This is a genomic window from Pseudomonas sp. MEJ108 (assembly GCF_030208985.1).
GTDB lineage: Bacteria > Pseudomonadota > Gammaproteobacteria > Pseudomonadales > Pseudomonadaceae > Aquipseudomonas > Aquipseudomonas fragariae.
Window position 1 is genome coordinate 100,681 of sequence record NZ_JARVSW010000042.1, and the last position, 22,354, is coordinate 123,034.

Sequence of the window (22,354 nt, forward strand, 5' to 3'; positions counted from 1 at the left end):
TTGCTACCCACCACGCGCCTGAAAAACGGTCAGGCCGTCAACGGCTCGGCCGAGCGTTCGATAGCACCTGCAAGCGTCTCGACGCTGGGATACTCGAAGAGCAGATTCAGCGACAGACGAGTGCCAAATTGCTTGCTCAGCCTCGACATGATCCGCATACCGGCCAACGAGTGTCCGCCGATGGAGAAGAAGTCTTCATTTCTACCCACGTCCGGCACGTTGAGGATGTGCGCCCAGACCTCGGCAATGGATTTTTCCAGAGCCGTCGACGGTCGCTCGCTGGTAACCCTTGCACGGCCGTTTTGAGTCGCCAGTTCAAGCAAGGCACGCTTGTCGACCTTGCCGCTCGCATTGACCGGCAGTTGCTCGATCACATGCACTTCGGCAGGCACCATGTAGTCGGGCAGGCATTCTCTCAACGCCACACGAATCTGTTGCTCATCCAGTGCAACGCTTCCGTCCAGACTGACGAAGGCGACCAGCTGTTTGTCCAGGTTCAATGTGCGCAGAATCAGTGAGCACGCTGTGACACCCGGCAATTGACGTATCGCCTGCTCGACCTCACCCGGTTCTATACGCAAGCCACGGATCTTTATCTGACTGTCACTGCGTCCAAGGAACTCGATACCGCGGCCCGGGGTCCAGCGCGCCAGATCACCGGTGCGGAAGAGTGTTTTGCCGGGGAACCGCTCCAGCGTCACAAACCGCTCCTGGCTCAGTTCCGGACGCTTGAGGTAGGCACCGGTGATCCCTGTGCCGCCGATGAATAACTCCCCTGGAACACCGGGCTCGGCAAGCTGCCCGAAAACATCCACGATGTAGGCATCGGCCTGTGCAATCGGCCATCCGATCAAGGGTTTGTCAGTCACTTGTTCGACCTTGTCCATGCTGTAGGCCGTGGTAAAGACCGTGCCTTCAGTCGGGCCGTAACAGATGGTGAGCGTCCCGGTGGAGCGTGCCAGCAAACTGCGCATGCTTTGCGGCGAAACAACGTCACCGCCGGTCAGTACATGCCTGACGCCAGCCATCGCCTGAGGATATTGATCGACCATCTCCTGGAACAATGCGGACGTCAGCCAGAGCACACTGACCTGCTGATTTTCCAGTGTGTGTGCCAGGTCATCCAGTCCGCCGGCTTCGCCAGGCTGAACCACCAACTGCGCGCCGTTCAGCAAGGCGCCCCAGATTTCAAAGGTCGACGCATCGAACGCGAGGGGCGCGAAAAACAGGAAGCGGTCGTCACCCTTGATATCGATATAGTCCGTACCCTTGACCAGACTCACCACCGCGCGGTGGGTACTGGCCGTGGCCTTCGGAGTGCCCGTGGAACCCGATGTAAACATGTAATAGCAGCGAGCATCCGCGCTGATGACAGGTTTGGCCAGCGGCGACACGCGTGGGTCGTCCTGCTCATTCACCAACTGCCCTATCAACAGTGTTGAGGTTGCATCACGTAAAGCCGGAGCACTCTCATCGATCAGTGCCCACTTGACGTCCGCCTCCTCCAGAAGCCAATTACGACGCTCTGCAGGCAATGCACAGTCGATCGAGAGGTAGCATGCACCGGCCTTGAGCACGCCCAACAGCGCCGCAACCAGCAATTCGGAGCGCATCATGCAGATGCCCACGACGTCACCCGGCTGCACGCCCTTGCGAAGCAATGTGTCGGCAACTTTGTCGGCGGATTCATTGAGCTGAGCGTACGTCAGCACTGCATCGCCGCACCGCACAGCGATGGCCTCGGGCTGTGTGGCCGCAAAGGCCTCGACGATGGCGTGCAGGGACGTTTCAGGATAGCTTGAGTCAAGCCCTTCACACTGTGTCTGAATGGCAGCCTGGTGCTGGGCCGATAGACTTTGCGCCAGCGTTTCGTCCAGTGATTCGCTGGCCTTTTCCAGCAACTGGACGTAATGCCCGGCCATTGAAGTGGCTGTTTCCTGAGCGAACAGATCAGCAGCATAGCCGAGTGACAACGAGGCCTTTGTGCTGGAACGGTCCAGGACGAATTCGAGAGGCGAGTGCAGACTGCCCGACGCGCCTCCCTGCTCTGCACGCGCGGAAACACCGTCGCAGAATACCGACTGTATCAATGACTGCGGCGCTCTTCCCGAGGCCGCAACACTGTCATCAAGCGCTTGTTCCAGACCCTGGGCAGAAGATTTGTGCCAGTGACGAGCCTGCTCGCAGTGCTGTTGTGCGCGCAGGAAGACATCGGCAAACGTGTCATGCGCAGCGAGCGTCAACTTGAGTGGCAACGGTATGGCCAGACGCTGTCCATCGGCAGCAGTACCCAGACCGGCCACGACGGTTTGATGCCCGCCATAACGAGCCATGGTTACGGCATAGAGAGAAAAAAGCGCTGCCTCAGGTTCAATGTTGCGCTGCTCACACGCTTGAAACAGGCGCGCAAGGCTTTCATCCGGAAGAGGGATTTCATGACGCGCAAGCGGCCCGCTGACTGCGCGATTAAGCGCATGGTCAGGCAGAAGCCCCGAAGCTTCGAGGTCGAGTGATTGTTTCCAGAATTCCACACCAGGATTGACAGAAGAACTGCCTGACGGCGCGGCCAGCACAGCAGCCTTGCGTACATTGGCGAGACTTTCTGCAGGTTGCTCGAGCCAGGCGCCAGCCAGGTGAAGAAAATCGGCCATCAGCGCTCTGACATCTGCCTCTTTGGCGACAGCGGTGGAGTACTCAAGCATGAAGCGACCACCAGCGGCCGGGTTCACTTCGTCATCGAAAACGCAAATGACGTTGAGGTCGAATTTCGCAGAACCGTTTGCCAGCCCTTCCACCACCTCGACATCAATGTCCGCAAAGTCCAGGGTGCGGGACATGGAGTTATGAAAGCTGAAAGCAACCTGGATGTACGGCAATTGCTGAGTGACACGATCCGGACTCAGATCGGCAACCATTGTTGAAAACGGTACATGCGACTGCAGGCAAGCCGTGCGGATTTCTTCTTTCACGGCTGCCAGTAAAGGCGCCCAGGACGTATTCGCATCAATGTCGATGCGCAGCGGCAACATGTTGACCAGCATACCGATGGTGTTTTCGATGCCCGGCAAGTCACGGTTGGCGACGGCGGTGCCTATCAGCTGTTGCGTCTGACCCGAACGCGCCGCTACCACGCAGGCAAACAGCGAAAACATGGTCTCGAACAGGGTGGATTTATTTTCCGACCCATACGCCTGCAGTGCGCTGATCAACTTACCCGGCAGCGGCACCGACACCGAACTTCCGACAAAATCCAATGCGGCTTGCGCGTCCTTCTCTGCCGGAAACGGCGAATGCGTGTAGGCCGGCCAGGTTTCAAGACGTCCGTACCAGAAGTCTCGGCCTTGACGGCCTTCAGCCGAATCCAGCCAGTCGCGCTCCCATTGGCAGTAATCGATGAACTGGATCACCGGCTCAAGGGGCTCCTGATTCGCGCGGCCCTTTTCTTCATTGTAAAAATGATTCAGCTCTTTGAGAAACAGCCGGAATGACCAGCCGTCATGAATGAGGTGGTGTTCGATATGCAGCAATACGTGGAACTGATCGCTGAATTTGAACAGTACCCAGCGAATCAGCGGAAGTTTCGCCACTTCGATCTTCTGGGCAATTTCAGCTTTCACAATAGAATTCATGTAGGTCTGCCGTACCGCTTCACTGCTGGCAGACAGGTCAACGATCGGAATGTTCACGGACCAGGCGTCCTGGATAGTTTGCCGTGGTTCTCCGTCAACCTCATCAAAAACAGTGGACAGTGACTGATGGCGTTCAACCACCCTGTTCAGCGCACGTTCAAGCACGTTGATATCAAGGTTGCCGCGAATGTTCAGCATGGCCTGAAAGTTATAAGCAATACTCTCTGGTACTAACGTCTCAAGAAACCAGGCTTGTTCCTGAGACATGGAGAGTGGCCCTTCAGTACCGGTTATATGCTGTGCGCCGGCCCGCATAGCGAGATCTTGAGAGCGTGACGGTGCGGTATTATTTTTCTCAAAACTGTTCATGACGGCCTCGGATAACATATTGATCAGGTGACATCAACCTCGTAAAAAAACCGGTGTATCCGTTTTTGTTAGCGGTGATTGACTTCTTTAAAAAGACCACACGCCACCGCCAACTGTCTACCTGTAAAAAATAGCAGCTTACGCGGCTCCCCGCCCCTCTCTAGTCTATATAACGCCCTAATTACCAACGCATTGCAGAGCACAACCTGTCGAGGTAAACGATGCAGACCGTCCAACGATTTCACTGTACAAATGCACTAAAACTTGAACTGACGTGTCTTTATAAAAAGAATAACTGGCGATGGCTATTGGGTTGGTCGGGGGATGTTCTTGTCATTGCTTCCGCTGTCGCACTTACCCAATGGTCATTGTATGCTTACCCCCTCAGTGTGCTGATTATCGGTTCACGGCAACGCGCCCTTGCCTCTCTCGTTCATGAAGCAGCCCATTTAACCCTGACCCAAAGCCGCCGCCTCAATTATGCCATTGGCCACTACCTGACCGGATTACCCATCTTTCAGGATTACGAGGCTTATCGACATTCGCATGTGCACATGCATCACCATCATCTCGGTGACGCCGACAAGGACCCGGACTATCGTTACTATATTGAATCCGGGCTGCAGGCGACCGAAGATCGATTCGACTTCATGTTCAACCACCTGCTTAGAACCGTGCTGTTTCTGAATATATTCAGCTACCTGCGCTACCTCGTCATTCATCGGTTGGGCGCACTGTTGAAATCCCCTCGCAAAGCCCTGACACTGATCGCGGTACACGCTGTTTTATTCTCGCTTTTCTATGCCACCACGGGCGTGTACGGTTACTTGATGTTCTGGCTCGTTCCTTATCTGACGGCCTTTCAGGTCATCGGCTGGCTGTCGGAAGTTTCTGAACATTTTGGATTATTCGGCAGGGAGCAGGAGGCCTTGCGTATCACCCGCAACCGTTTTCCCTCCTGGTGGGAGAGGCTGTTTATCGGCATGCACGGGGACAACCTGCACCTGACCCATCACCTGTTCGCAGGCATCCCCTACTGGAACCTGCACAAGGCACACTCCATTCTCCTGCAAGACCCTGACTATGCCGAAGCCAATCTGGCCAAGGGTGGCATCATCTCGGGTCGTCGCGATACGCAATCGGTCATGCGCCAGATACTGAGTATTTATCGCCTGCAAAACAGACGTCATTCGCCATACGGCACTGCACCGCAGACACTGTGCGAACAGTCGGCACGAGAAGGTACGCAGACCACGAATGGCGATGACCGATAGCCATCGCGCGGGCATCCAGATGGGGTCAATGAGCATTCCGATCGGCCTCGCGCTGTGTCGGAATCGCACAAGAAGAATCCAGGCTCACTCAACGCGTTGACTGCCTTGGCGCCCGCCACTCAACCCAGTCGTCATGGGTTCCAAAAACCCCTTACAAAATTCCCATCTTGGTCAGTTGTATGCAGGCCTGGAGTTTGGTTCTGACACCCAACTTCGAGATGACATTGGAAATATGAAAATCTACCGTTCTTTTGGATATATTTAGAATGACGGCAATTTCATTACAGGTCTTGCCGATGGCTGTCCATATGTACACCTCCTTTTCACGGTCCGTAATAGTGAAGTTTTCGTCCGACTCATTGACGCCCATGACCAGGCCCGTCAACTTATGATGAAACTCACGAACCAGCGACTTCACCTCTGCCGCAAGACTGTACTCGCCTTGCGTACTTCCTGTTCCGGTTTCTTTATTTGCAAACCGCAGTAAACTGAATGCCTTCTCTTCGCCGAGGTAGAACGCCGTCATCCCGTCAGAGGTGGTACCGGCGTCGATCATTTCGCCGCGGTCATTTGATGATGTCGGCCTGTTCAGTAAACCGGTAAATAGTGGCTCAGAGCAAGCAACGTCCCAAATCGCATCCGCGACGTCCTGCCGCTCTGCGCAATGACTATTATTTTTCCCTGCCTCCGGAACGCTGATCAGAACAAAGCCATGTTGCTGTACCGCTGGCGCGTGATGATAAAAAAAATAGGTATAGTGATGAACACCCCGCTCACTTGCACTCTGTTCGAACTCCCATTCCAGCTTTTGTCTGCCGGTGCTTTTTTCATGGCCAACCGTATCACCGCGTAATGAAAGTGCCATCACTCTACTCCATGAACTACTTGAAATGGCTAACTCTCAAGTGAGAAGCCCATGCAAATTATGATAACTATGCACCACCCTTCACGCAACTTAAGTAACTCTCAGACTTTAAATACCGGCACATTGCCCCACACTATCACTCGCTTTGCGCGATTATAGTATTTCTTACGACATCTTATTAAGCCACACACTAATAGCCCCGCCCGACAGAACAATATCTTGATGTTTCTGATAGGCGTCTCATAAAAACCTTAACTCTATCACCCTAAAAACTCTATTTTTCGCCCTTTTTTTCACCCCCTTGTCCCCCTTTTCCAGTGCAAGGCAACCTTGACCCGACACAAGCCGTTCAGCAAAGCAACCGCGCGCTGCGAAACGTTCAGCACAGAGCGAAGACACGTCACCAAGAAGAGGATGGATAACCTCATGTGTGTCTCAATGTGAAAACAACGAATTCCCCACCTTCCCCGCCATCTTCTCCGGCCTGATCAGAAACCGCGCCAGCGCAGGCAGCAGCCACAGTGCGCCGAACATGTTCCACAGCAGCATGAAGGTCAGCATCAGGCCCATGTCGGCCTGGAACTTGATCGCCGAGAAGATCCAGGTGCACACACCGATGGCCAGACACAGGCCGGTGAACAGCACGGCCTTGCCGGTGGATTTGAGGGTTTCGTAATAGGCTTCCTGCAATGGCAGTCCGGCGCGCAGGAAACTCTCGAGACGGCTGTAAATGTAGATGCCGTAATCGACGCCGATGCCAACGCCCAGCGCCACCACCGGCAAGGTCGCGACCTTGACACCGATGCCCATGAAGGCCATCAGGGCGTTGCCCAGCACCGAGGTCAGCACCAGCGGCAGGACGATGCACAGCGTGGCGGCCCATGAGCGGAAGGTGATCATGCACATCGCGGCCACGCAGAGGTAGACCAGCAGCAGAATCACCCACTCGGACTGCTTGATCACTTCGTTGGTCGCGGCCTCGATGCCGGCGTTGCCGGCGGCCAGCAGAAATTGCCGGTCCGGCGTATCGTTCTGTCTGGCGAAGTCCTGCACTGCATGCACCGCCCGGTGGAGGGTTTCGGCTTTATGGTCGTTGAGGAACACCAGCAGCGGCGCCAGCGAACAATCGGTGTTGTACAGGCCGTCGGCGCGGGCGATGGAGTTGTTCAGCACGTCTTTGTTACGCGACAGACTCTCCCATTTCAGGTTGCCCTCGTTCATGCCCTTGATCATCTGTCTCGACACCGTGACCAGGGAAATGGCCGACTGCACGCCCTGGGTGTTCTCCATCTTCCAGGCCAGCTCGTTGATCGCTGACATTGTCGAATACGCCGAGCAACCCTCGGGGCCTGTCTTGACCATGACCACCAGCACATCGGAACTGGTCGAGTAATGGTTGATGATGAACGCGTTGTCCCTGTTGTAACGCGAGTCGGGGCGCAGTTCGGGCGCGCCCTGATCCAGGTCGCCGATCTTCAGGTTCTGGCTGTACCAAAGCCCCCCTCCGAAGGCCAGCAGCGCCAGCACAATCGACACCGGCGCGACTCTGGCGCTGGCAAAGTTCGCCAGCAATCGCCAGAAAGGATGCTCGGAGACCGCATCCTGCTTGCTGCGGCTCACTGCCTTTTTGCTGATGCCCACGTAGGAAATCGCCACCGGCAGCAGGATCAGGTTGGTGAACACGATCACCGCCACACCAATGGAAGCGCCGATGGCCAGCTCGCGGATCACCCCGATGTCGATAATCAGCAGCGTGATAAAGCCGACCGCATCGGCCAGAATCGCAATCATGCCGGGCAGAAACAGCTGACGAAACGTCCGCCGCGCAGCGGTCAGGGCGTTGTCGGCCTCGCTGGATTGCAGGGCAATACCGTTGATTTTCTGCACACCGTGAGAGATGCCGATGGCGAAAATCAGAAACGGCACCAGCATCGAATACGGGTCGATACCGAAGCCGACCACATGCATCAGCCCCAATTGCCAGATCACCGCGATCAGCGTGGTGCTCAGTACTGCCACCGTGCTGCGGATACACCGGGTGAACCAGATCAGCAGCACCAGCGTGATCAGAAAGGCGATGCCAAAGAACATCACCACCATGAACAGACCGTCGATCAGGTCGCCGACCTTCTTGGCGAAGCCGACGATGTGAATCCTGATGTCGGGGTTTTGCGCCTGATACTTGTCGCGGATCTTTTCTTCGAGCTGGTGGGAGAATTGCTGATAGTCCAGCGCCAGTAATTTGCCCTGGTCTGCCGGGTCCGGGTAGGACTCCTGCAGCGGAACATCAATGATGCTCGACCTGAAATCATTGGCGACCAGGCGCCCGACCTGTCCGGACTTGAGCACGTTGTTGCGCAACTGGTCCAGACTGGCCTCCGAGCCGTCGTAGCTCTGCGGGATCACCTCGCCTCCCGCAAAGCCCTCTTCCGTCACTTCGGTCCAGCGCACGCTGGGGCTCCACAGCGACTTGAGCCCGGAGCGGTCCACGCCGGGGATGTAAAACACTTCGTCGCTGATCTGGCGCAGGGTCTCCATGTACTCCTTGGAGAAGATGTCGCCGTCCACCGCTTCGACCGATATGCGCACCGTGTTACCAAGGTTCGCCAGATCGTTACGATGCTTGAGCATGTTCTGAACGAACGGATGAGACAGCGGGATCATCTTCTCGAAACTGGTGGAAGGCCGCACCTGCGTGGCCTGCCAGAACAGAAACAGGCTGGCCAGCAGGCAGAGGAGAATCACTGCCGGGCGATGGTTGAAAATCAGGCGTTCAAGGAAGGTTGCCTTTTCATCCGGATCTTGCGCGTGCTGGTGCGTGCTCATGCCTGAATATCCCGCCCTGAAAGGTCTTATTGTTGGGTCGTATCGGCGCCCGTCGACGAGGTGAGGCGAACGCCGCCCTGTCCTACCAGAATCAGATTGCCCTGAGAATTGCCGGTAACCCCGGCCAGCGAGATGCGATCAGGTCGATTGAAGACCGCGAATGTTTCCCCGTCATCGGTGCTGCGCATGACACTGCCGCCATTGCCGACCAGCACCAGCGAGCCATCGGCCAGCAGCGTAGCGCTGGCCAGGCCGAACTCGAGAGGCCCGCGCGCGCCCTTCAGTTCGATCGGCTGCCAGCTGTCACCAAAATCGCTGGAGCGAAACAGATTGCCGCGCAGACCATAGGCCAGCAACGTGGACGGCTGAGCCGTGCCGATCACGCCGAATAACGAGCCTTGATACAGGCCGTCGATTTTCTCCCAGGTCTGCCCCTCGTCGCGGGAGCGAAACATGCTGCCCGCTTCGCCGACAATGAACAGGCCGGCATCCTTTACCTGAGCAATGCCGTTCAGGTGGTATTGATCCTCGTTGTCCAGCCGGTCGCTGACATCTTCCCAGTGCTGCCCGCCATCGGCCGTGCTCAGCAGCAGGCCGTAGGCGCCGATGGCCAAGCCGTTTTCGAGGTCCTTGAACCAGACATCCAGCAGCGGAGCCTCGCGCTTCAAGTCCTCGAACTGCTTGTTCCAGCTCTTGCCGCCATCGCTGCTGGCCAGTACCTGCGCGTCGTGACCGACCGCCCAACCGTGCTGTTCATCCACAAAAAACACGGCCGTCAACAACTGCCGGGTAGGCACGCGGGCCTGACTCCAGGTCATGCCCTGATCATCGGAAAGCAGAATATGCCCATGGTCACCCACCACGACCAGCCGCGCACCCGCATGGGCAACGTCCAGCAACAACGCGCGAGAGGCTTTGGCCGACTCGATGGCATAAACAGGAGCGTCTGCAGCAACGGCAGTGGCTAGCGCCTCGGAACCGGCCATGGCTGGCAGCGCAAACAGGGATGACGCAACGACAGCCAGGGACATGCCCGCGTATAACCGGGTGCGACGATGGAAAGACTCACGCATGGACTTTTCCGCTCTTATTATTATCAGGTGGCTGTTATCGAGTGCGGGTGCCGGACAACTCATATCGATGTCGACGCCCGCAGCGCTATGGCGTTACCTGTCTGTAAGCTCGGCCATCCTAGGCAGCTTTGCAAATGCCTGACAATCGACATGTCGTTATCTTTTGTTAAGCGTGCTGAATGTGATTGATCAATCATCACGACGGTTGATCGGGCAGATTGCCAGACGCCGGTCAGCGAATGCTCCTGCGCCGCAAGGCCGCTGGTTTGAAGGCGTTCACGCTGGGTACCGGCTGAGAGAAGTCACTGGTGCCAGGCTCTTGATTGTCGAGGTTCTGTACGTGATAACGCCGCGCCTGCAAGTCATGGAAAACATCCAGTGCCGACCAGGTCGTCGGCAGTTCGTAATAGTTTTTCAGGTACGCCATGGAGACGCGCCACAACTGCCCCCGGGCATCGTACTGATCGACAATTGCGGCCTGCCAACTGTCCTCATCCAGGTACAGCGTGCGTCTTGAATACACATGACGCGCGGTCGGTTTGAGCGTGCCCTCCACCACCCACACGCGATGCAGCTCATGGCGCGTATAGGCCGGGTTGAGATGCCCTACCTGCAATAATTGTCGATAGGTAATGTCAGGACTGGAAATCCGGTAGTTGTTGTAGGGAATATAGACCTCGCGTTTGCCCAGTAACCTCCAGTCGTAACGATCCGGCGAGCCATTGAACATGTCGGTGTCGTCGGCCGTGCGCAAGCCTTCAGAGGCCGGGATCGGCATGTCGTAAGCCAGACTCGGCGCGCGGCGTACCCGACGCTGCCGCGCACTGTAGGTCCACGCCTGCCGCGGCTCCTGGATCTGGTCCAGTGTTTCGTGGACCAGCACGGCAGAACCAGCCATGCGCGTCGGGCACTGGATAAACGACAGGTAATAGAACAGCACGTTATCCAGACTGGCAAAGCTGCCCGCAGGATCATAGAAACGAAACAGCACTTCCTGACGCGAAGTGTTCAGTTTGAAACTGCCGTCGCGCTGTATGGCAACTTCCGAAGTACGTCGCACCGCATAATGGCCGCGATACCGTGCAATGTGGTTCCACACGGCCTGAATGCCCTTTTCCGGCAGGGGAAATGGAATGCCGCCGTAGGCATCGACAAAACCGTTGCCGCCGCCGATCAATCGGGCTTTTTGCGCATTGCGGCGGGTGTTGTCGTAGACCCATTGCGGCGCCGATCCGGAACGCCGGGTGGGGTATACCGGCATCCGGTAGCTGTCGGGGTAGGTGTCGAACATCGCCACCTGCCCAGGCGTCAGGCGCGTGCGGTAGTGCTGCATATTGGCGTGAGTAATGGTGAACAGGGGTTTGTCAGCGGAATACGGATCGACATGCCGAGTGCCCGAGCCTTTGTACCCGGGCGGGGGCCGGGTGATTCCGCCTGTCCAGGGTGGAATGGTCCCCGTGGCATTACCTGCCATCTCGCCTCCCAGCGGGGTTAAACGGCTCCCGAGCAACGTGGCATCCACTGCCTGGCAGGTGTTGATCGCGAACAGCAGCATCAGCGCGCCGCCCAGCCGTAGTTTCATGAGCATGTGGGCTCTCCTTGCATGGCCACGTCGGGACGCGTGTCTGGCGTCCAGGCCGGGAATAGTTCCGTGTAAACGGCATGTTGTGAGGGCGACACGGTTATTGACGTTCGGCCAATAACCGTTTGTTTAACAGGCAAACCGAATTGCCCACGTATTCTTACCGCGAACAGGTTATCTATCGGGTATATGTCTGTAGGAAACTTCACAGAACAAGAAGAATCGACAACGCGCTGTTAAACACCAATGAAGCAGGCACCCGGAATAGCCCACAGTAATGCAACGTGAATGCCAACAGGCGATAAAGAACAGATCACACCTTATATAAGGTACAGATCTGAAACGTCGTGCCCCCGCGTTATGAACAGAATTAAAAACAACGACATCGTCTGTTTGATTGTCAGACAGCACACTCATAAAACCACTTATTATCGCTGCTTGATGGCGGGTATATGAACGTGTGGTAACAACAAGAGTGTTACGTGCTCGAAGCCAGTAACACCGGGTGACGACAGGCAGGGCTCAGTCGATGACGACGTGTGGCAGGAAGCGACTGGTGTCCTTGGTGATCAGGCTGTCGTCTTCACGAATGCCGATCCCGGACGCAAGATCACCGATAACCCAGGAGCCGATCAGCGTATAGCTGTCACCAAATCGCGGAAGCGGCGAGTACGCCTGCAGAATGTAGGGCGCATCAGTGTAGGGCCCATCGACCGAGATCACCTGATCGCCAGGCGTGCGCATTTCGATATTGGCGCCCTCACGGGAAAAGTACGGTTTGCGTACCCAGCCTTTGGGGACCACTTTGTTCGCGTCCTGGTCGACATGCGCGGGCAGCAGGTTCGGATGGCCTTCGTTGAACTGCCACAACAACGGCAGAATACCCTTGTTGCTGAGAATCGCCTTCCACGCCGGTTCGACAAACTGAGTGCCGCTGGCTGACACGTGCTGACCGAATTCCTCGTGAAAGATATGCTCCCACGCGTGCAGTTTGAACAGGCGCTCGATCCAGCGCCCGTCCAGATCGACAAAACGCCCGTCAGCGCCGAGCCCGATGTCTTCGATATCGATATGCCTCGCATCGATGCCGACGTGTGCCGCCATACGCCGCAGAAAATCGGTGGTGCCCCGGTCTTCGATGGAACCGGACATCGCCGAGAAGTAGAACGGAGTCGTACCGGGAAACTCGGCAAAGGCCCGAACCAGATCCTCGGCAATCGAGTTGAACTGGGTGGCATGCGCAGGCAGCACGCCGCGCGCCATCTGCTCTTCCAGCCAGAGCAGTTGTACCGCCCCGGCTTCCATCAGACTGGTCGGCGTATCGGCATTGATTTCGTACATCTTTGCCGGGCCCGTGCCGTCGTAGGCAAAATCGAAGCGTCCGTACAGATGCGGATGTCCCTCCTTCCATGAGCTCTGGATCAGGTCGAAGAACGCTTCCGGGATCGCCAGTTGATGGAGCAGCGCTTCGCTGTCCACCACTCGCGCCACGGCATCCATGCACATCTGGTGAAGCTCTTGGGTGGGCGCTTCAAGATCGCGGGTAATCTGCTGTTCGCTGAACAGGTAATACCCGCGCTCGTCCCAGTAACGCTCGCCATCGATGGTGTGAAAGTTGAACCCTTCACGCTCGGCGGTGGTGCGCCAGTCCGGACGTTCCTCGATGCTGATCTTTTTCATGCCGCGAACCGTCAGCCTCCGAAACTGCTGCTGCCACTGCTGCTCTTGCCGCCCCAGCCACTGCGTGCCGAGGCCTGGCTGCCGAAGCCGCCGCGCGAGATGGTCGATGATACCGAAGACGAGCCGGAACCCGAGCTGCCCAGGTTGCGCCCCAGGGTGCTCTTGCCGTAGCTGCGATCCGGGCTGGATTGCGCCTGGGTCGAGCGCCCGAAGGTCTTGCCGCGATCGATCTGACTCGGCAGGGACGAGCTGTAATAACCGCCCCGGTCATCGCGCGTCTGGTAAATGGGCTGCGAGTAATAGCGGTTATTGCCGAAGCCGTTGCTGAGCAGATTGCCGATCAGCAGGCCGGCCATCAGCCCGGTGGTGCCGCTCATGCCCGACGGAGCAGACTGGGTGACTTCCTGATTGGCGCGGTCCAGCGCCTCTTTCGGCACTTGCCCGGAAAAGCCCAGTTCGAAGCCGCCGAGTTTAGGCATGTACTTGCCGTCAGAGGTGACCTGGCAATAATCCGGGACGAAGTCCGCGTCGCAGGACGCCTTGTCATCATAGGTCGGCGCAATGCGGCGATGGTCGGACAGCGCCTGCATGTAGGCATCCGAACAGATATTTACCGGCACCTTGGCATCGACGCATTCCTGCACCGAACTGAAATTGGCCTTGGCGTTGACGGTGTCCTTTTTCTCGGACGGACCGCAACCGGCAAGGGCCAGCGGCAGCGCACCGGCGAGTACCAGTTTTACTGAACTACGTCTCATCGTGAGTCTCCTTGTTCAAGGCTGCCGTCAGACCGACGGGGTCATGCAGGCCGCGTTGAGAAGACCGACGCTGATCGCGACGCTGGCCGAATAGATGGCTGCCGCCATTTCACCCTTGGCGATACGCGTCGACAGGCCCTTGAGCACCAGGCTGGTAACGCCGAACGCCAGCAGTTGCACGACGGCGGCGATCACTGCCCAGACGACCACGTCCAGAATGCTGATGCTGTAGCTGATAATGTTACTGGCCGGCAGCGCGAAACCGATCAGCGAGCCACCGAGGGCAACTGCCGCTGCGCTGTTATTCTCGCGAATCAGCGCAAATTCCTTGTGCGGCGTGATCCGGCTGTAGATGAGCTGGAACAGCGCGAACAGAATCGCCGCCACCAGGATGTACATGACGAAGCCGAATACAGCAGTGGCATTGAGCGACATACGCAGCGCGTCGATCATGAGGATTTCCTTGTCAAAGAACGTTGATATCAGTGGATTGCAGCGTTATGCCGACCGCCGTGGTGAGCGTGATGCTGCCCTCCTCGTCTTCCTCTACGGAAAACAGCAGAAACTCACGGCGGTTGATCAGTCCTGTTTCGCGGGCGTACAGCATGCTCAGGTGCCTGACGCGATAAGTCGCGTCAGGACTGACAATGTCTTCATCGAGTGGCGTCAGCTCGGTCTGGCCGGGTGAAGTCCCCCATTGCCGCTCGAAGACCTCGCCATCGTGCTCGTAGGTCGGCAGGCCGATCTTCGACGACGGGCCGGTCAGGCGCAGCAACTCATCCTTGCTGGTGATCGGCTCGGCGCCGTAGTAGCCGAACAGGATGATGTCCTGTACGTCTTCCGGGTTGGGGCCAGTGCTGACCACTTGCAGAAAATAGTCCTCGTTATCGAGGTAGAAACGATGCAGCGCCATGGACTGGCCGAGATCGATATGCCCCACGGACCAGACCTTTTCATCGCCCGGAACGACCACTTCCGAGTGACCGTCGAGCAACAGTTTCAGCGAACTGTCCAGGCACAGCATCCGTCCGGAGGCCAGCCCCAGCGGACTGACCGTGCTGACCGGTTGTGTGCCGTCCCGGCCTGATGCCTTGGGGGCTTCCAGGCCCATGGCCCGTTTGAACCAACTCATAATCCGTTTCCTTGCAGTGACGGGTGACGATATATAACGCTCTTCAAGCGCAACAGGCGCACTGCCTGCAAGCGCGAGACTGACTCATTTCTGCGCCAGCAATGCCCTGGAATGCATCAGCCAGGCCACACAAACGCCTGCAAGTGCACCCGCGATATGTGATTCGAACGACACACCGGCCACCGGAACGAAGCCGAACACCAGCCCGCTATAAGCGGCCAGCACCAGCAGCGCGATCAGCACACTGGCGATACTGAGCTGATACCACGCCCGCGCCAGCAGATAAGCCCACAAACCAAAAATCAGACCACTTGCGCCGACATGAATATTGCTGCGACCGAAGCTCCAGACCAGCAGTCCGCCCAGCAGGCAAACCAGCCCGGCGACCCATGCATAACGCCTGACACCCTCGGTCGCCACCAGCCAGCTCAGCACAATGAACGGCAACAGATTGCTGAGCAAGTGCTGAATCGACCCGTGCAAAAAGGGGGCAAACACAATGCCGCGCAACCCGGTGAGGCTGCGCGGCATGATACCGAACTGCAGCAGACTGTTGCTGGTCATCGAGTTGAATGCCTGTACCGCAATCAACACGGCCGACAGGACGAGGATGACCTTGAGTCGTCGGGAAAACGCCATGCACCACCCTCGCCTGCCTTGTTGCAGCGCTTACTGAGCCGGCGTCTGACTTTTGGCTTTCAGGCGCGCCAGTACATCTTGCGCACCGCCGCTTTTAGCACCGATTCCGGCATCCTGCAGACGACGCTCCAGATCGCTGCCGCTGGACTGGGTGGCCAGTTCTTCAGCTGCTTCGAGCTTGGCGTCCTGTTCATCCTGGCGCTGCTTGAGACGTGCCAGCGAGCCGACTGCGGTTTCGACGGCGCCACTGGCACCACCGGTTGCAGTAGCCGTTGCAACGCGGGCCTTTTGCACGGTTTCACGGGCCTTGGCCATCTCGACCTGCTGCTTGAGGCTCTTGATTCGCGATTCGGCCTTGATCACCTGATCCTGCAGCAGGTTGACCTGCTTGCTGAACTGGTCGGCCAGTTCCTGCTCCTGATCACGCAGGGCTTCGATTTCGGCGATCTTGTTCGCGCATTCTACGGCCAGGGCTTCTTCACCCTTGTTCAGGGCCTGCATGGCGCGGCCTTCCCAGTTGGCAATGCTGGTAGCGTGCTCTTCAAGACGCTGTGCCGAAAGTTTGTGCTTGGCCTTGATGGTGATCAGCCCGTCGCGGGCCTTGACCAGCGCGTTCTCGGCGTCGCGGATTTCCTGGTCCAGAATGCGGATGGCATTGGCGTCGGCAATCGACTCGCCCACTTCGGAAGCGCCGCCACGAACAGCGGTCACCAGTTTTTTCCAGATACTTGTAGTCATGAATGTTCTCCGCCTGACAGCGCTGTTCAGTAGATGAAATGATCTTCAAAAGCATCGGCCGCACGGATCACGTTGTCCGCGAGGGTGAGAATTTCCTGCACCACGACCGTGAGCGACGATGCCGCGCTCAATGCGCCGAACAGGCAGTAGACTTCCTGACCGCCGCCCAGCTTTTCGATGCCGACCGACGACAGCGGAAACAGGTCGCGGCTGCGCAGGACAACGTCGTTGAACGCTTGCACGTTCTTGATCTTGTTCACTTCGATCAAGGTCGCGTCGGCGAGAATCTGCTCGCCTTCTACGGCGATGTAGATCGGCAGGTCGCCGTAGTCAGCCATGGTCAGCCTGATCCCCGAGGCATCGCCCTCGGTCACGTCGAGCTCGATCTTGCCGTTCGTCACCAGTTCCAGTTCGCTGAGTGCCTTCTGCAGAGAGCTGATGGTCCAGTGGGTATTCTCGGTCATGAAGTCCTCCAGTTTTATTCTGTCGCCCAAAAAGGGCTGTCTTAAGGCTTTTTCGATACCCCGCAGGGCATCGACATTTTCCGGCCGGATCCAGAATTCGCGCTTCACCAGCCCCGCCTCCTTGAGCCGCTGACGCATTTCACGCATGTAATCGGTGGAACTCTTGGAGACCTTGGCCGGGACCGCTGCGTTATCGCCCTGGGTTTTACGAGGCATTGGCGCTTCCCCTTGCTGCTGGCCGTGAATCAGGTAAGCAACGTAGCAGATGCATTCAAGGATAGATACACATCACATGTGAGATTTTTTGCGGGAGAGGATATCGTCATCTTGCTTCTGTCCGAAGGGCGTAGGAGCGAACTTGTTCGCGAAGACGGTAGCTCAGACAATGCATTTTCGGAGAACACCTGCTCTTTCGCGAACAAGTTCGCTCCTACGGCCTACGGCCAGAATCAAAAGCGGATTTGTGTATAACGATTAGCACTCCGCGTGGCAGCGCATTTCGTGACGCAGAGCGTCACCCAATGCATGCCAACGCGGAGCATTGGCACGATCGTCAAAACCCGCATGGCGACGCACACTTCGCATAAAAAAGCGCTGTCCGCAGCAGCGGACAGCGCCTTTGTCACAAGTGCCTGTCAGGCACCGGACAACCCTCATTCAGCCAGGCTTTTGCTCACCACTTCATACACGTCCGCAGACAGTTTGCCGGAGGCGAGGATGCGTTCCAGCTCGGCTTTCATCCGCGCCTGACGGGCGCTGTCGTATTTGCGCCAGCGGGTCAGTGGTGCCAATTGACGAGAAGCGATCTGCGGGTTCAGCGCGTTCAGCTCGATCACCAGGTCTGCCAGGAAGCGATAGCCGGAGCCATCTGCCGCGTGGAAGTTGACCAGGTTCTGCCCGGCGAAGGCACCAATCAAGGCACGCACCTTGTTCGGATTCTTGATGCTGAAGGCTGGGTGCTTCATGAGTTCCTGAACACGCTGCAGGCCGCCCGGCAACGTGCTCGCCGCCTGAACGCTGAACCACTGATCCATGACCAGCGCATTGCTCTTGAAGTTCTCGGCAAACACGTCGAGCGCCTTGTCGCGCTCGGCAGTGAACGGCGAATTGACCAGCACGGCCAGCGCGGTGAGGCGCTCGGTCATGTTGTCGCTGGTGTCGAACTGGTCGATAGTGGCTGCCAGTACCTCCGGCTTGCCGCTGAGCATCAGGTACGACAGCGCGATGTTCTGCAGGGCACGACGGGCGAAGTGCGCGGCTTCGGCCACATAAGGCGTGACCTTCGACACTTCGCGGTTGGCCTGATAGCGCGCCAGCAGCCCATCGAACAGCCCCTCTGCGAGCTGCTGACGGGCAAATTCGCGAGCGGCGTGAATCGCATCGACATCGGCCACTTCGCTGATTTCGGTCAGATAAGCCTCGCCCGGCAACGACAGCATTTCTGCGACCATCGCCTGATCCAGGCCATCATCCGCCAGCACGGTGCCCAGCGCAGTGATCAGGCGCTGATCCATGAGCAGCGCCTGACCTTGCTGATGCTGGCCGATCAGTTCCTGCAATACCTGAACCGACAACTGCTGACCGGCATCCCAGCGATTGAAGCCGTCGCTGTCGTGCTGCATCAGGAACATCAGTTGATCGCGGTCATACGGGAAGCTCAGCTTGACCGGTGCAGAGAAGCCGCGCAGCAGCGAAGGCAGCGGCTTTTCGGCGATATCGACGAAGGTGAAGGTCTGTTCGGCTTCGGTAACCGACAACACTCGCGTAGTGCCGGTCGCCGCCGTCTCATTCGCCAGACGCAGGGCAATCTCGCCACCCTTGCTGTCCAGCAGCCCCAGTTCGACCGGGATCACGAACGGTTGCTTCTGATCGCCAGGCTGGCCTGGTGTGGTCGGGCAGCTCTGGCGGAAGGTCAGGCTGTAGGTCTTGGCCGCAGCGTCGTACGATTCGCTGACCGCCAGACGCGGCGTACCCGCCTGGCTGTACCAGCGTTTGAACTGAGTCAGATCGACGCCATTGGCGTCTTCCATGGCCTTGATGAAGTCATCGCAGGTCACGGCCTGGCCGTCGTGGCGCTCGAAATACAGATCGCTGCCCTTGCGGAAGCCTTCAGCCCCCAGCAGGGTGTGAAGCATGCCGACCACTTCCGAGCCCTTTTCGTACACGGTCAGGGTGTAGAAGTTGGAGATTTCGATAAAGCTGTCCGGGCGCACAGCGTGAGCCATCGGCCCCGCATCTTCGGCGAACTGGTGAGTACGCAGATAGGCAACGTCCTGGATACGCTTGACCGTGGCCGAGTTCATGTCGGCCGAGAAACCGGCGTCGCGGTACACCGTGAAGCCTTCCTTGAGCGACAGCTGGAACCAGTCACGGCAGGTCACGCGGTTGCCCGACCAGTTGTGGAAGTATTCGTGGGCGACGATCGCTTCGACACGCTGGTGTGCGGCATCGGTCGCCGTCTCGGCACGCGCCAGCACGGCGCTGGAGTTGAAGATATTGAGGCCCTTGTTCTCCATCGCGCCCATGTTGAAATCGTTGACCGCGACAATCATGAAGATGTCCAGGTCGTACTCGCGACCGTAGGTCTCTTCGTCCCAGCGCATGGACTTCTTCAGGCTGGTCATGGCGTGCTGGCACTTGTCGATGTTTTCCGGCTCGACGTAGATACGCAGGGTCACGTTCCGCTCATTCATGGTGGTGAACGTGTCTTCGATACACCACAGATCGCCGGCCACCAGCGCAAATAGATAGGCCGGTTTCATGAACGGATCTTCCCACGTCGCCCAGTGCCGGCCATCCTCTTCTTCGCCGCTGGCCACCGGGTTGCCGTTGGACAGCAGGATCGGGAAATTCTGCTTGTCGGCGCTGACGGTGGTGGTGAACTTGCTCATCACGTCAGGACGGTCGAGGTAATAGGTGATCTTGCGGAAGCCTTCGGCCTCGCACTGGGTGCAGAACATGCCGCTGGACTTGTACAGCCCTTCCAGTGCGGTGTTGGATTCCGGATGGATGCGCACGGTGCTGTCGACCGTAAAGCTGTCAGCCTGCGGGTGCAGGGTCAGGTGGTCGTCGGTCAGCTGATAATCGGCAGCGCCAAGCTCCACATCGCTCAGCTTGACCGAGATCAGTTCCAGATTCTGGCCGTCCAGCACCAGCGCTGGCAGGCCTGCGCCACGCTCTGGGTTGCGGCGCATGACCAGCTGCGCGTGGACCAGCGAGTGGTCGTCGAACAGTTCGAAGGTCAGGTTCGTCTCATCGATGAGGTACTCGGGAGCCTGGTAATCCTTCAGGTAGATCATTTTCGGTTGTTCGGTGCGCATGCTGGAATCCTTCTACTGATGCACGGCCAACTGATAGGCCGTGTACTTGCGAATATTGATCACGCCCGTGTCGAAAATCAGGTATTGGCCCTTGATCCCCAGCAGCGTGCCTTCGGCAATCGGGTTCTTGTCCAGATTGAAGCTGACAATCTTGGTCGGATACGCCTCGACCGGGTAACGAAACTCGACAGGCTCGGCGTCGTGTAGCAATTGGATGGCCTGCAGCCCGAATCGTTCTTGCAATCCCAGCAGCCCTGCGCCGCAACTGTCGAACAGCTCCTGGCGAATGGCCTTGAGGTCGACGGGTTGAGCGTCGCCCTTGAGCAAGGCACGCCAGTTGGTGCGATCGGCCACCTGGCTGCGCAGCAGGTCTTCGACGAAGCCGGACTGTTGACGGGTTGCCACACGCAGGATCGGCAGTGCCTGGCTTGCGCCCTGATCCAGCCAGCGGGTCGGCAACTGCGTTGAGCGGGTAATACCGACTTTCACGCCTGATGAGTTGGCCAGGTAGACGATGTGATCGGTCATGCAGAACTGCTCGCCCCACGCCGGATCACGGCAGGTGCCCTGATCGTGATGGCATTTTTCCGGGCTCATGATGCACAGGTCGCACTGCGCCAGCTTGAGCATGCACGGGTAGCAGTAACCCTGGCTGTAGCTGGACTTGGTCTTGCGCCCGCAATGACTGCAATGAATGGCGCCGAGAAACTCCAGACGCAGCGTCTTGCCGATCAGCGGGTTGACCGCGATCTCGGTCTCGCCCAGGCGAAAAGCGTATTGCACACACGACGTGTCATCCTGACGCGCCGACATTTTGTTGACTGCTCCGCGACCAATTTCGATCAATGAATTGCATCCGATTTGAACAGGATATTGGGCACCGGGGCCGATTTGGAGGCGCATTCCTGCGGCCCCATGTAGCCGGTGCGCTGGTCTTCCGGCAGGTTCTGCGCTTCCCAGGCAATCAGCGCCTGCAGGGACAGCTCGCGTTGTTCCTGAGTGAGCTTGCGACCGTCGGACCATTTGCCGATTTCCACAGCCAGTTTCAGGCTCTCGTAGATATCCGGGGTGATGTTTTCGATCATTTCTATAAAAGACGACATGGCGCACTCCAGAAAATAGCGGGTAATTCTAGGCCTTGCGGCGCGCAATCGCACCACCCAGCAGCCCGGTGACACAACCGATGATCAGCCCGCCGACATGCGCACCGTTGGCGATTTCGCCGAAGCCGAGCATGCTCACCAGCCCGGACAGGCACAGTGCCAGCCAGACCAGCATCATGATCAACACGCCGCGCGGCAGGCGGTAGACCGGGTTGGGTGCCAGCATCTGGAAAATCCAGCAATGCCCGAGCAGGCCATACAGCACGCCGGACAGTCCGCCAAACAGGCTTGGGCCGCTGAACAGGTATTGCACGTAATTTGAAACCGACGAGAACAGCAAGGTCAGCAACAGCAGCGACAGGCTGCCCTGACGAATTTCAATCCGCCGCCCCAGCTCCCAGAACCACATGCCGTTCATGGCCAGGTGCAGGATGCCGAAGTGGATCAGCATGGGCGAGATGATCCGCCACCACTGCCCGGACGCCAGGTTTTCGGACAACGGCAGAAACGTTGCGTACTCGCCATTGATGCGGAAATCCTGAAAGGTCAGCCAGCGGACGGCTTCGAGGTTATCGCCCAGCAGCGTCAGGCCGGCCACCAGCAAGGTGACCAGCAATACCAAAGCCGTCACGGGGCTGTTGCGTAACTGCTCGATCAGGCCGGGCGGCTTGTAAGTGGAGCTCGCGCTGTCCTGCGCCAGTTGAACGTGCTCGTCGCCTTCGGGAAAGCGCGTGTACAACTCGCGCACTTCTTCGACCAGTCGCGGCGCGTCCGGCACCCACAGGACTTGCTCGCCAGCCTCTTCACTGACCCGGTGAGGAATCTGCAAGCGCAGCAACAGCCTGACAAAACCGCTCAGGTCGGTGGTCAGCGGCAAACGCAGGACAGCTACAGGACTCATT

Annotated in this window: 17 protein-coding genes; 1 reads left to right on the forward strand and 16 read right to left on the reverse strand. The window is 57.9% G+C overall.

The window, feature by feature from the left end:
• Positions 1-29: 29 nt before the first annotated feature.
• A complete protein-coding gene (locus tag QRN50_RS18950) occupies positions 30-3,896 on the reverse strand; it encodes a non-ribosomal peptide synthetase (RefSeq protein ID WP_032657437.1) in 3,867 nt (1,288 codons plus the stop codon).
• 323 nt (positions 3,897-4,219) lie between these two features.
• Between QRN50_RS18950 and gntB the strand changes: the two genes are divergently transcribed.
• On the forward strand, positions 4,220-5,272 hold the full coding sequence (gene gntB / locus QRN50_RS18955; protein WP_024660149.1) for a guanitoxin biosynthesis L-arginine gamma (S) hydroxylase: 1,053 nt from the start codon (positions 4,220-4,222) through the stop codon (positions 5,270-5,272).
• A gap of 151 nt (positions 5,273-5,423) precedes the next feature.
• On the opposite strand, the gene QRN50_RS18960 is transcribed toward gntB, so the two are convergent.
• The 15 genes from QRN50_RS18960 to QRN50_RS19030 form a co-directional block, all read right to left on the reverse strand.
• Entirely contained in the window at positions 5,424-6,137 is a 714-nt protein-coding gene (locus tag QRN50_RS18960; RefSeq protein ID WP_003406511.1) for a LuxR C-terminal-related transcriptional regulator, read from the reverse strand.
• A 435-nt stretch (positions 6,138-6,572) separates the two neighbouring features.
• Positions 6,573-8,963 carry an efflux RND transporter permease subunit gene (locus QRN50_RS18965; RefSeq protein ID WP_024651744.1) on the reverse strand — a complete coding sequence of 797 codons (2,391 nt, stop codon included), beginning with the start codon at positions 8,961-8,963 and terminating at the stop codon, positions 6,573-6,575.
• A gap of 26 nt (positions 8,964-8,989) precedes the next feature.
• Positions 8,990-10,036 (reverse strand): WD40/YVTN/BNR-like repeat-containing protein, encoded by a 1,047-nt coding sequence (locus QRN50_RS18970; RefSeq protein ID WP_024642929.1) that lies wholly within the window; start codon positions 10,034-10,036, stop codon positions 8,990-8,992.
• A 232-nt stretch (positions 10,037-10,268) separates the two neighbouring features.
• Positions 10,269-11,624, reverse strand: coding sequence for a DUF1329 domain-containing protein (locus tag QRN50_RS18975; protein WP_003406508.1), 1,356 nt, complete (start codon positions 11,622-11,624; stop codon positions 10,269-10,271).
• 516 nt (positions 11,625-12,140) lie between these two features.
• A complete protein-coding gene (locus tag QRN50_RS18980) occupies positions 12,141-13,298 on the reverse strand; it encodes a glutathionylspermidine synthase family protein (RefSeq protein WP_096126564.1) in 1,158 nt (385 codons plus the stop codon).
• 11 nt (positions 13,299-13,309) lie between these two features.
• On the reverse strand, positions 13,310-14,056 hold the full coding sequence (locus tag QRN50_RS18985) for a DUF1190 domain-containing protein (protein ID WP_011267181.1): 747 nt from the start codon (positions 14,054-14,056) through the stop codon (positions 13,310-13,312).
• Between the two features lie 27 nt (positions 14,057-14,083).
• Positions 14,084-14,509, reverse strand: coding sequence for a DUF350 domain-containing protein (locus QRN50_RS18990; protein WP_024660145.1), 426 nt, complete (start codon positions 14,507-14,509; stop codon positions 14,084-14,086).
• A 13-nt stretch (positions 14,510-14,522) separates the two neighbouring features.
• Positions 14,523-15,188, reverse strand: a complete 666-nt coding sequence (locus tag QRN50_RS18995) for a DUF2491 family protein (RefSeq protein WP_032657420.1) — start codon at positions 15,186-15,188, stop codon at positions 14,523-14,525.
• An 84-nt stretch (positions 15,189-15,272) separates the two neighbouring features.
• Entirely contained in the window at positions 15,273-15,827 is a 555-nt protein-coding gene (locus QRN50_RS19000) for a rhomboid family intramembrane serine protease (protein WP_060400676.1), read from the reverse strand.
• A 30-nt stretch (positions 15,828-15,857) separates the two neighbouring features.
• Positions 15,858-16,565 (reverse strand): PspA/IM30 family protein, encoded by a 708-nt coding sequence (locus QRN50_RS19005; protein WP_003406498.1) that lies wholly within the window; start codon positions 16,563-16,565, stop codon positions 15,858-15,860.
• A 26-nt stretch (positions 16,566-16,591) separates the two neighbouring features.
• Positions 16,592-17,245 carry a YjfI family protein gene (locus tag QRN50_RS19010; RefSeq protein ID WP_011267178.1) on the reverse strand — a complete coding sequence of 218 codons (654 nt, stop codon included), beginning with the start codon at positions 17,243-17,245 and terminating at the stop codon, positions 16,592-16,594.
• Positions 17,246-17,682: 437 nt separating this feature from the next.
• Positions 17,683-20,349 carry an aminopeptidase N gene (gene pepN / locus QRN50_RS19015; RefSeq protein WP_011267176.1) on the reverse strand — a complete coding sequence of 889 codons (2,667 nt, stop codon included), beginning with the start codon at positions 20,347-20,349 and terminating at the stop codon, positions 17,683-17,685.
• A gap of 12 nt (positions 20,350-20,361) precedes the next feature.
• Positions 20,362-21,195: a DUF2797 domain-containing protein gene (locus tag QRN50_RS19020; protein WP_024639083.1), complete on the reverse strand. Its 834-nt coding sequence runs from the start codon at positions 21,193-21,195 to the stop codon at positions 20,362-20,364.
• Entirely contained in the window at positions 21,192-21,452 is a 261-nt protein-coding gene (locus QRN50_RS19025) for a YeaC family protein (protein WP_003368468.1), read from the reverse strand. The genes QRN50_RS19020 and QRN50_RS19025 overlap by 4 nt, the downstream gene beginning before the upstream one ends.
• Before the next feature lie 28 nt (positions 21,453-21,480).
• On the reverse strand, positions 21,481-22,353 hold the full coding sequence (locus tag QRN50_RS19030; RefSeq protein ID WP_057457397.1) for a rhomboid family intramembrane serine protease: 873 nt from the start codon (positions 22,351-22,353) through the stop codon (positions 21,481-21,483).
• Position 22,354: the final 1 nt, after the last annotated feature.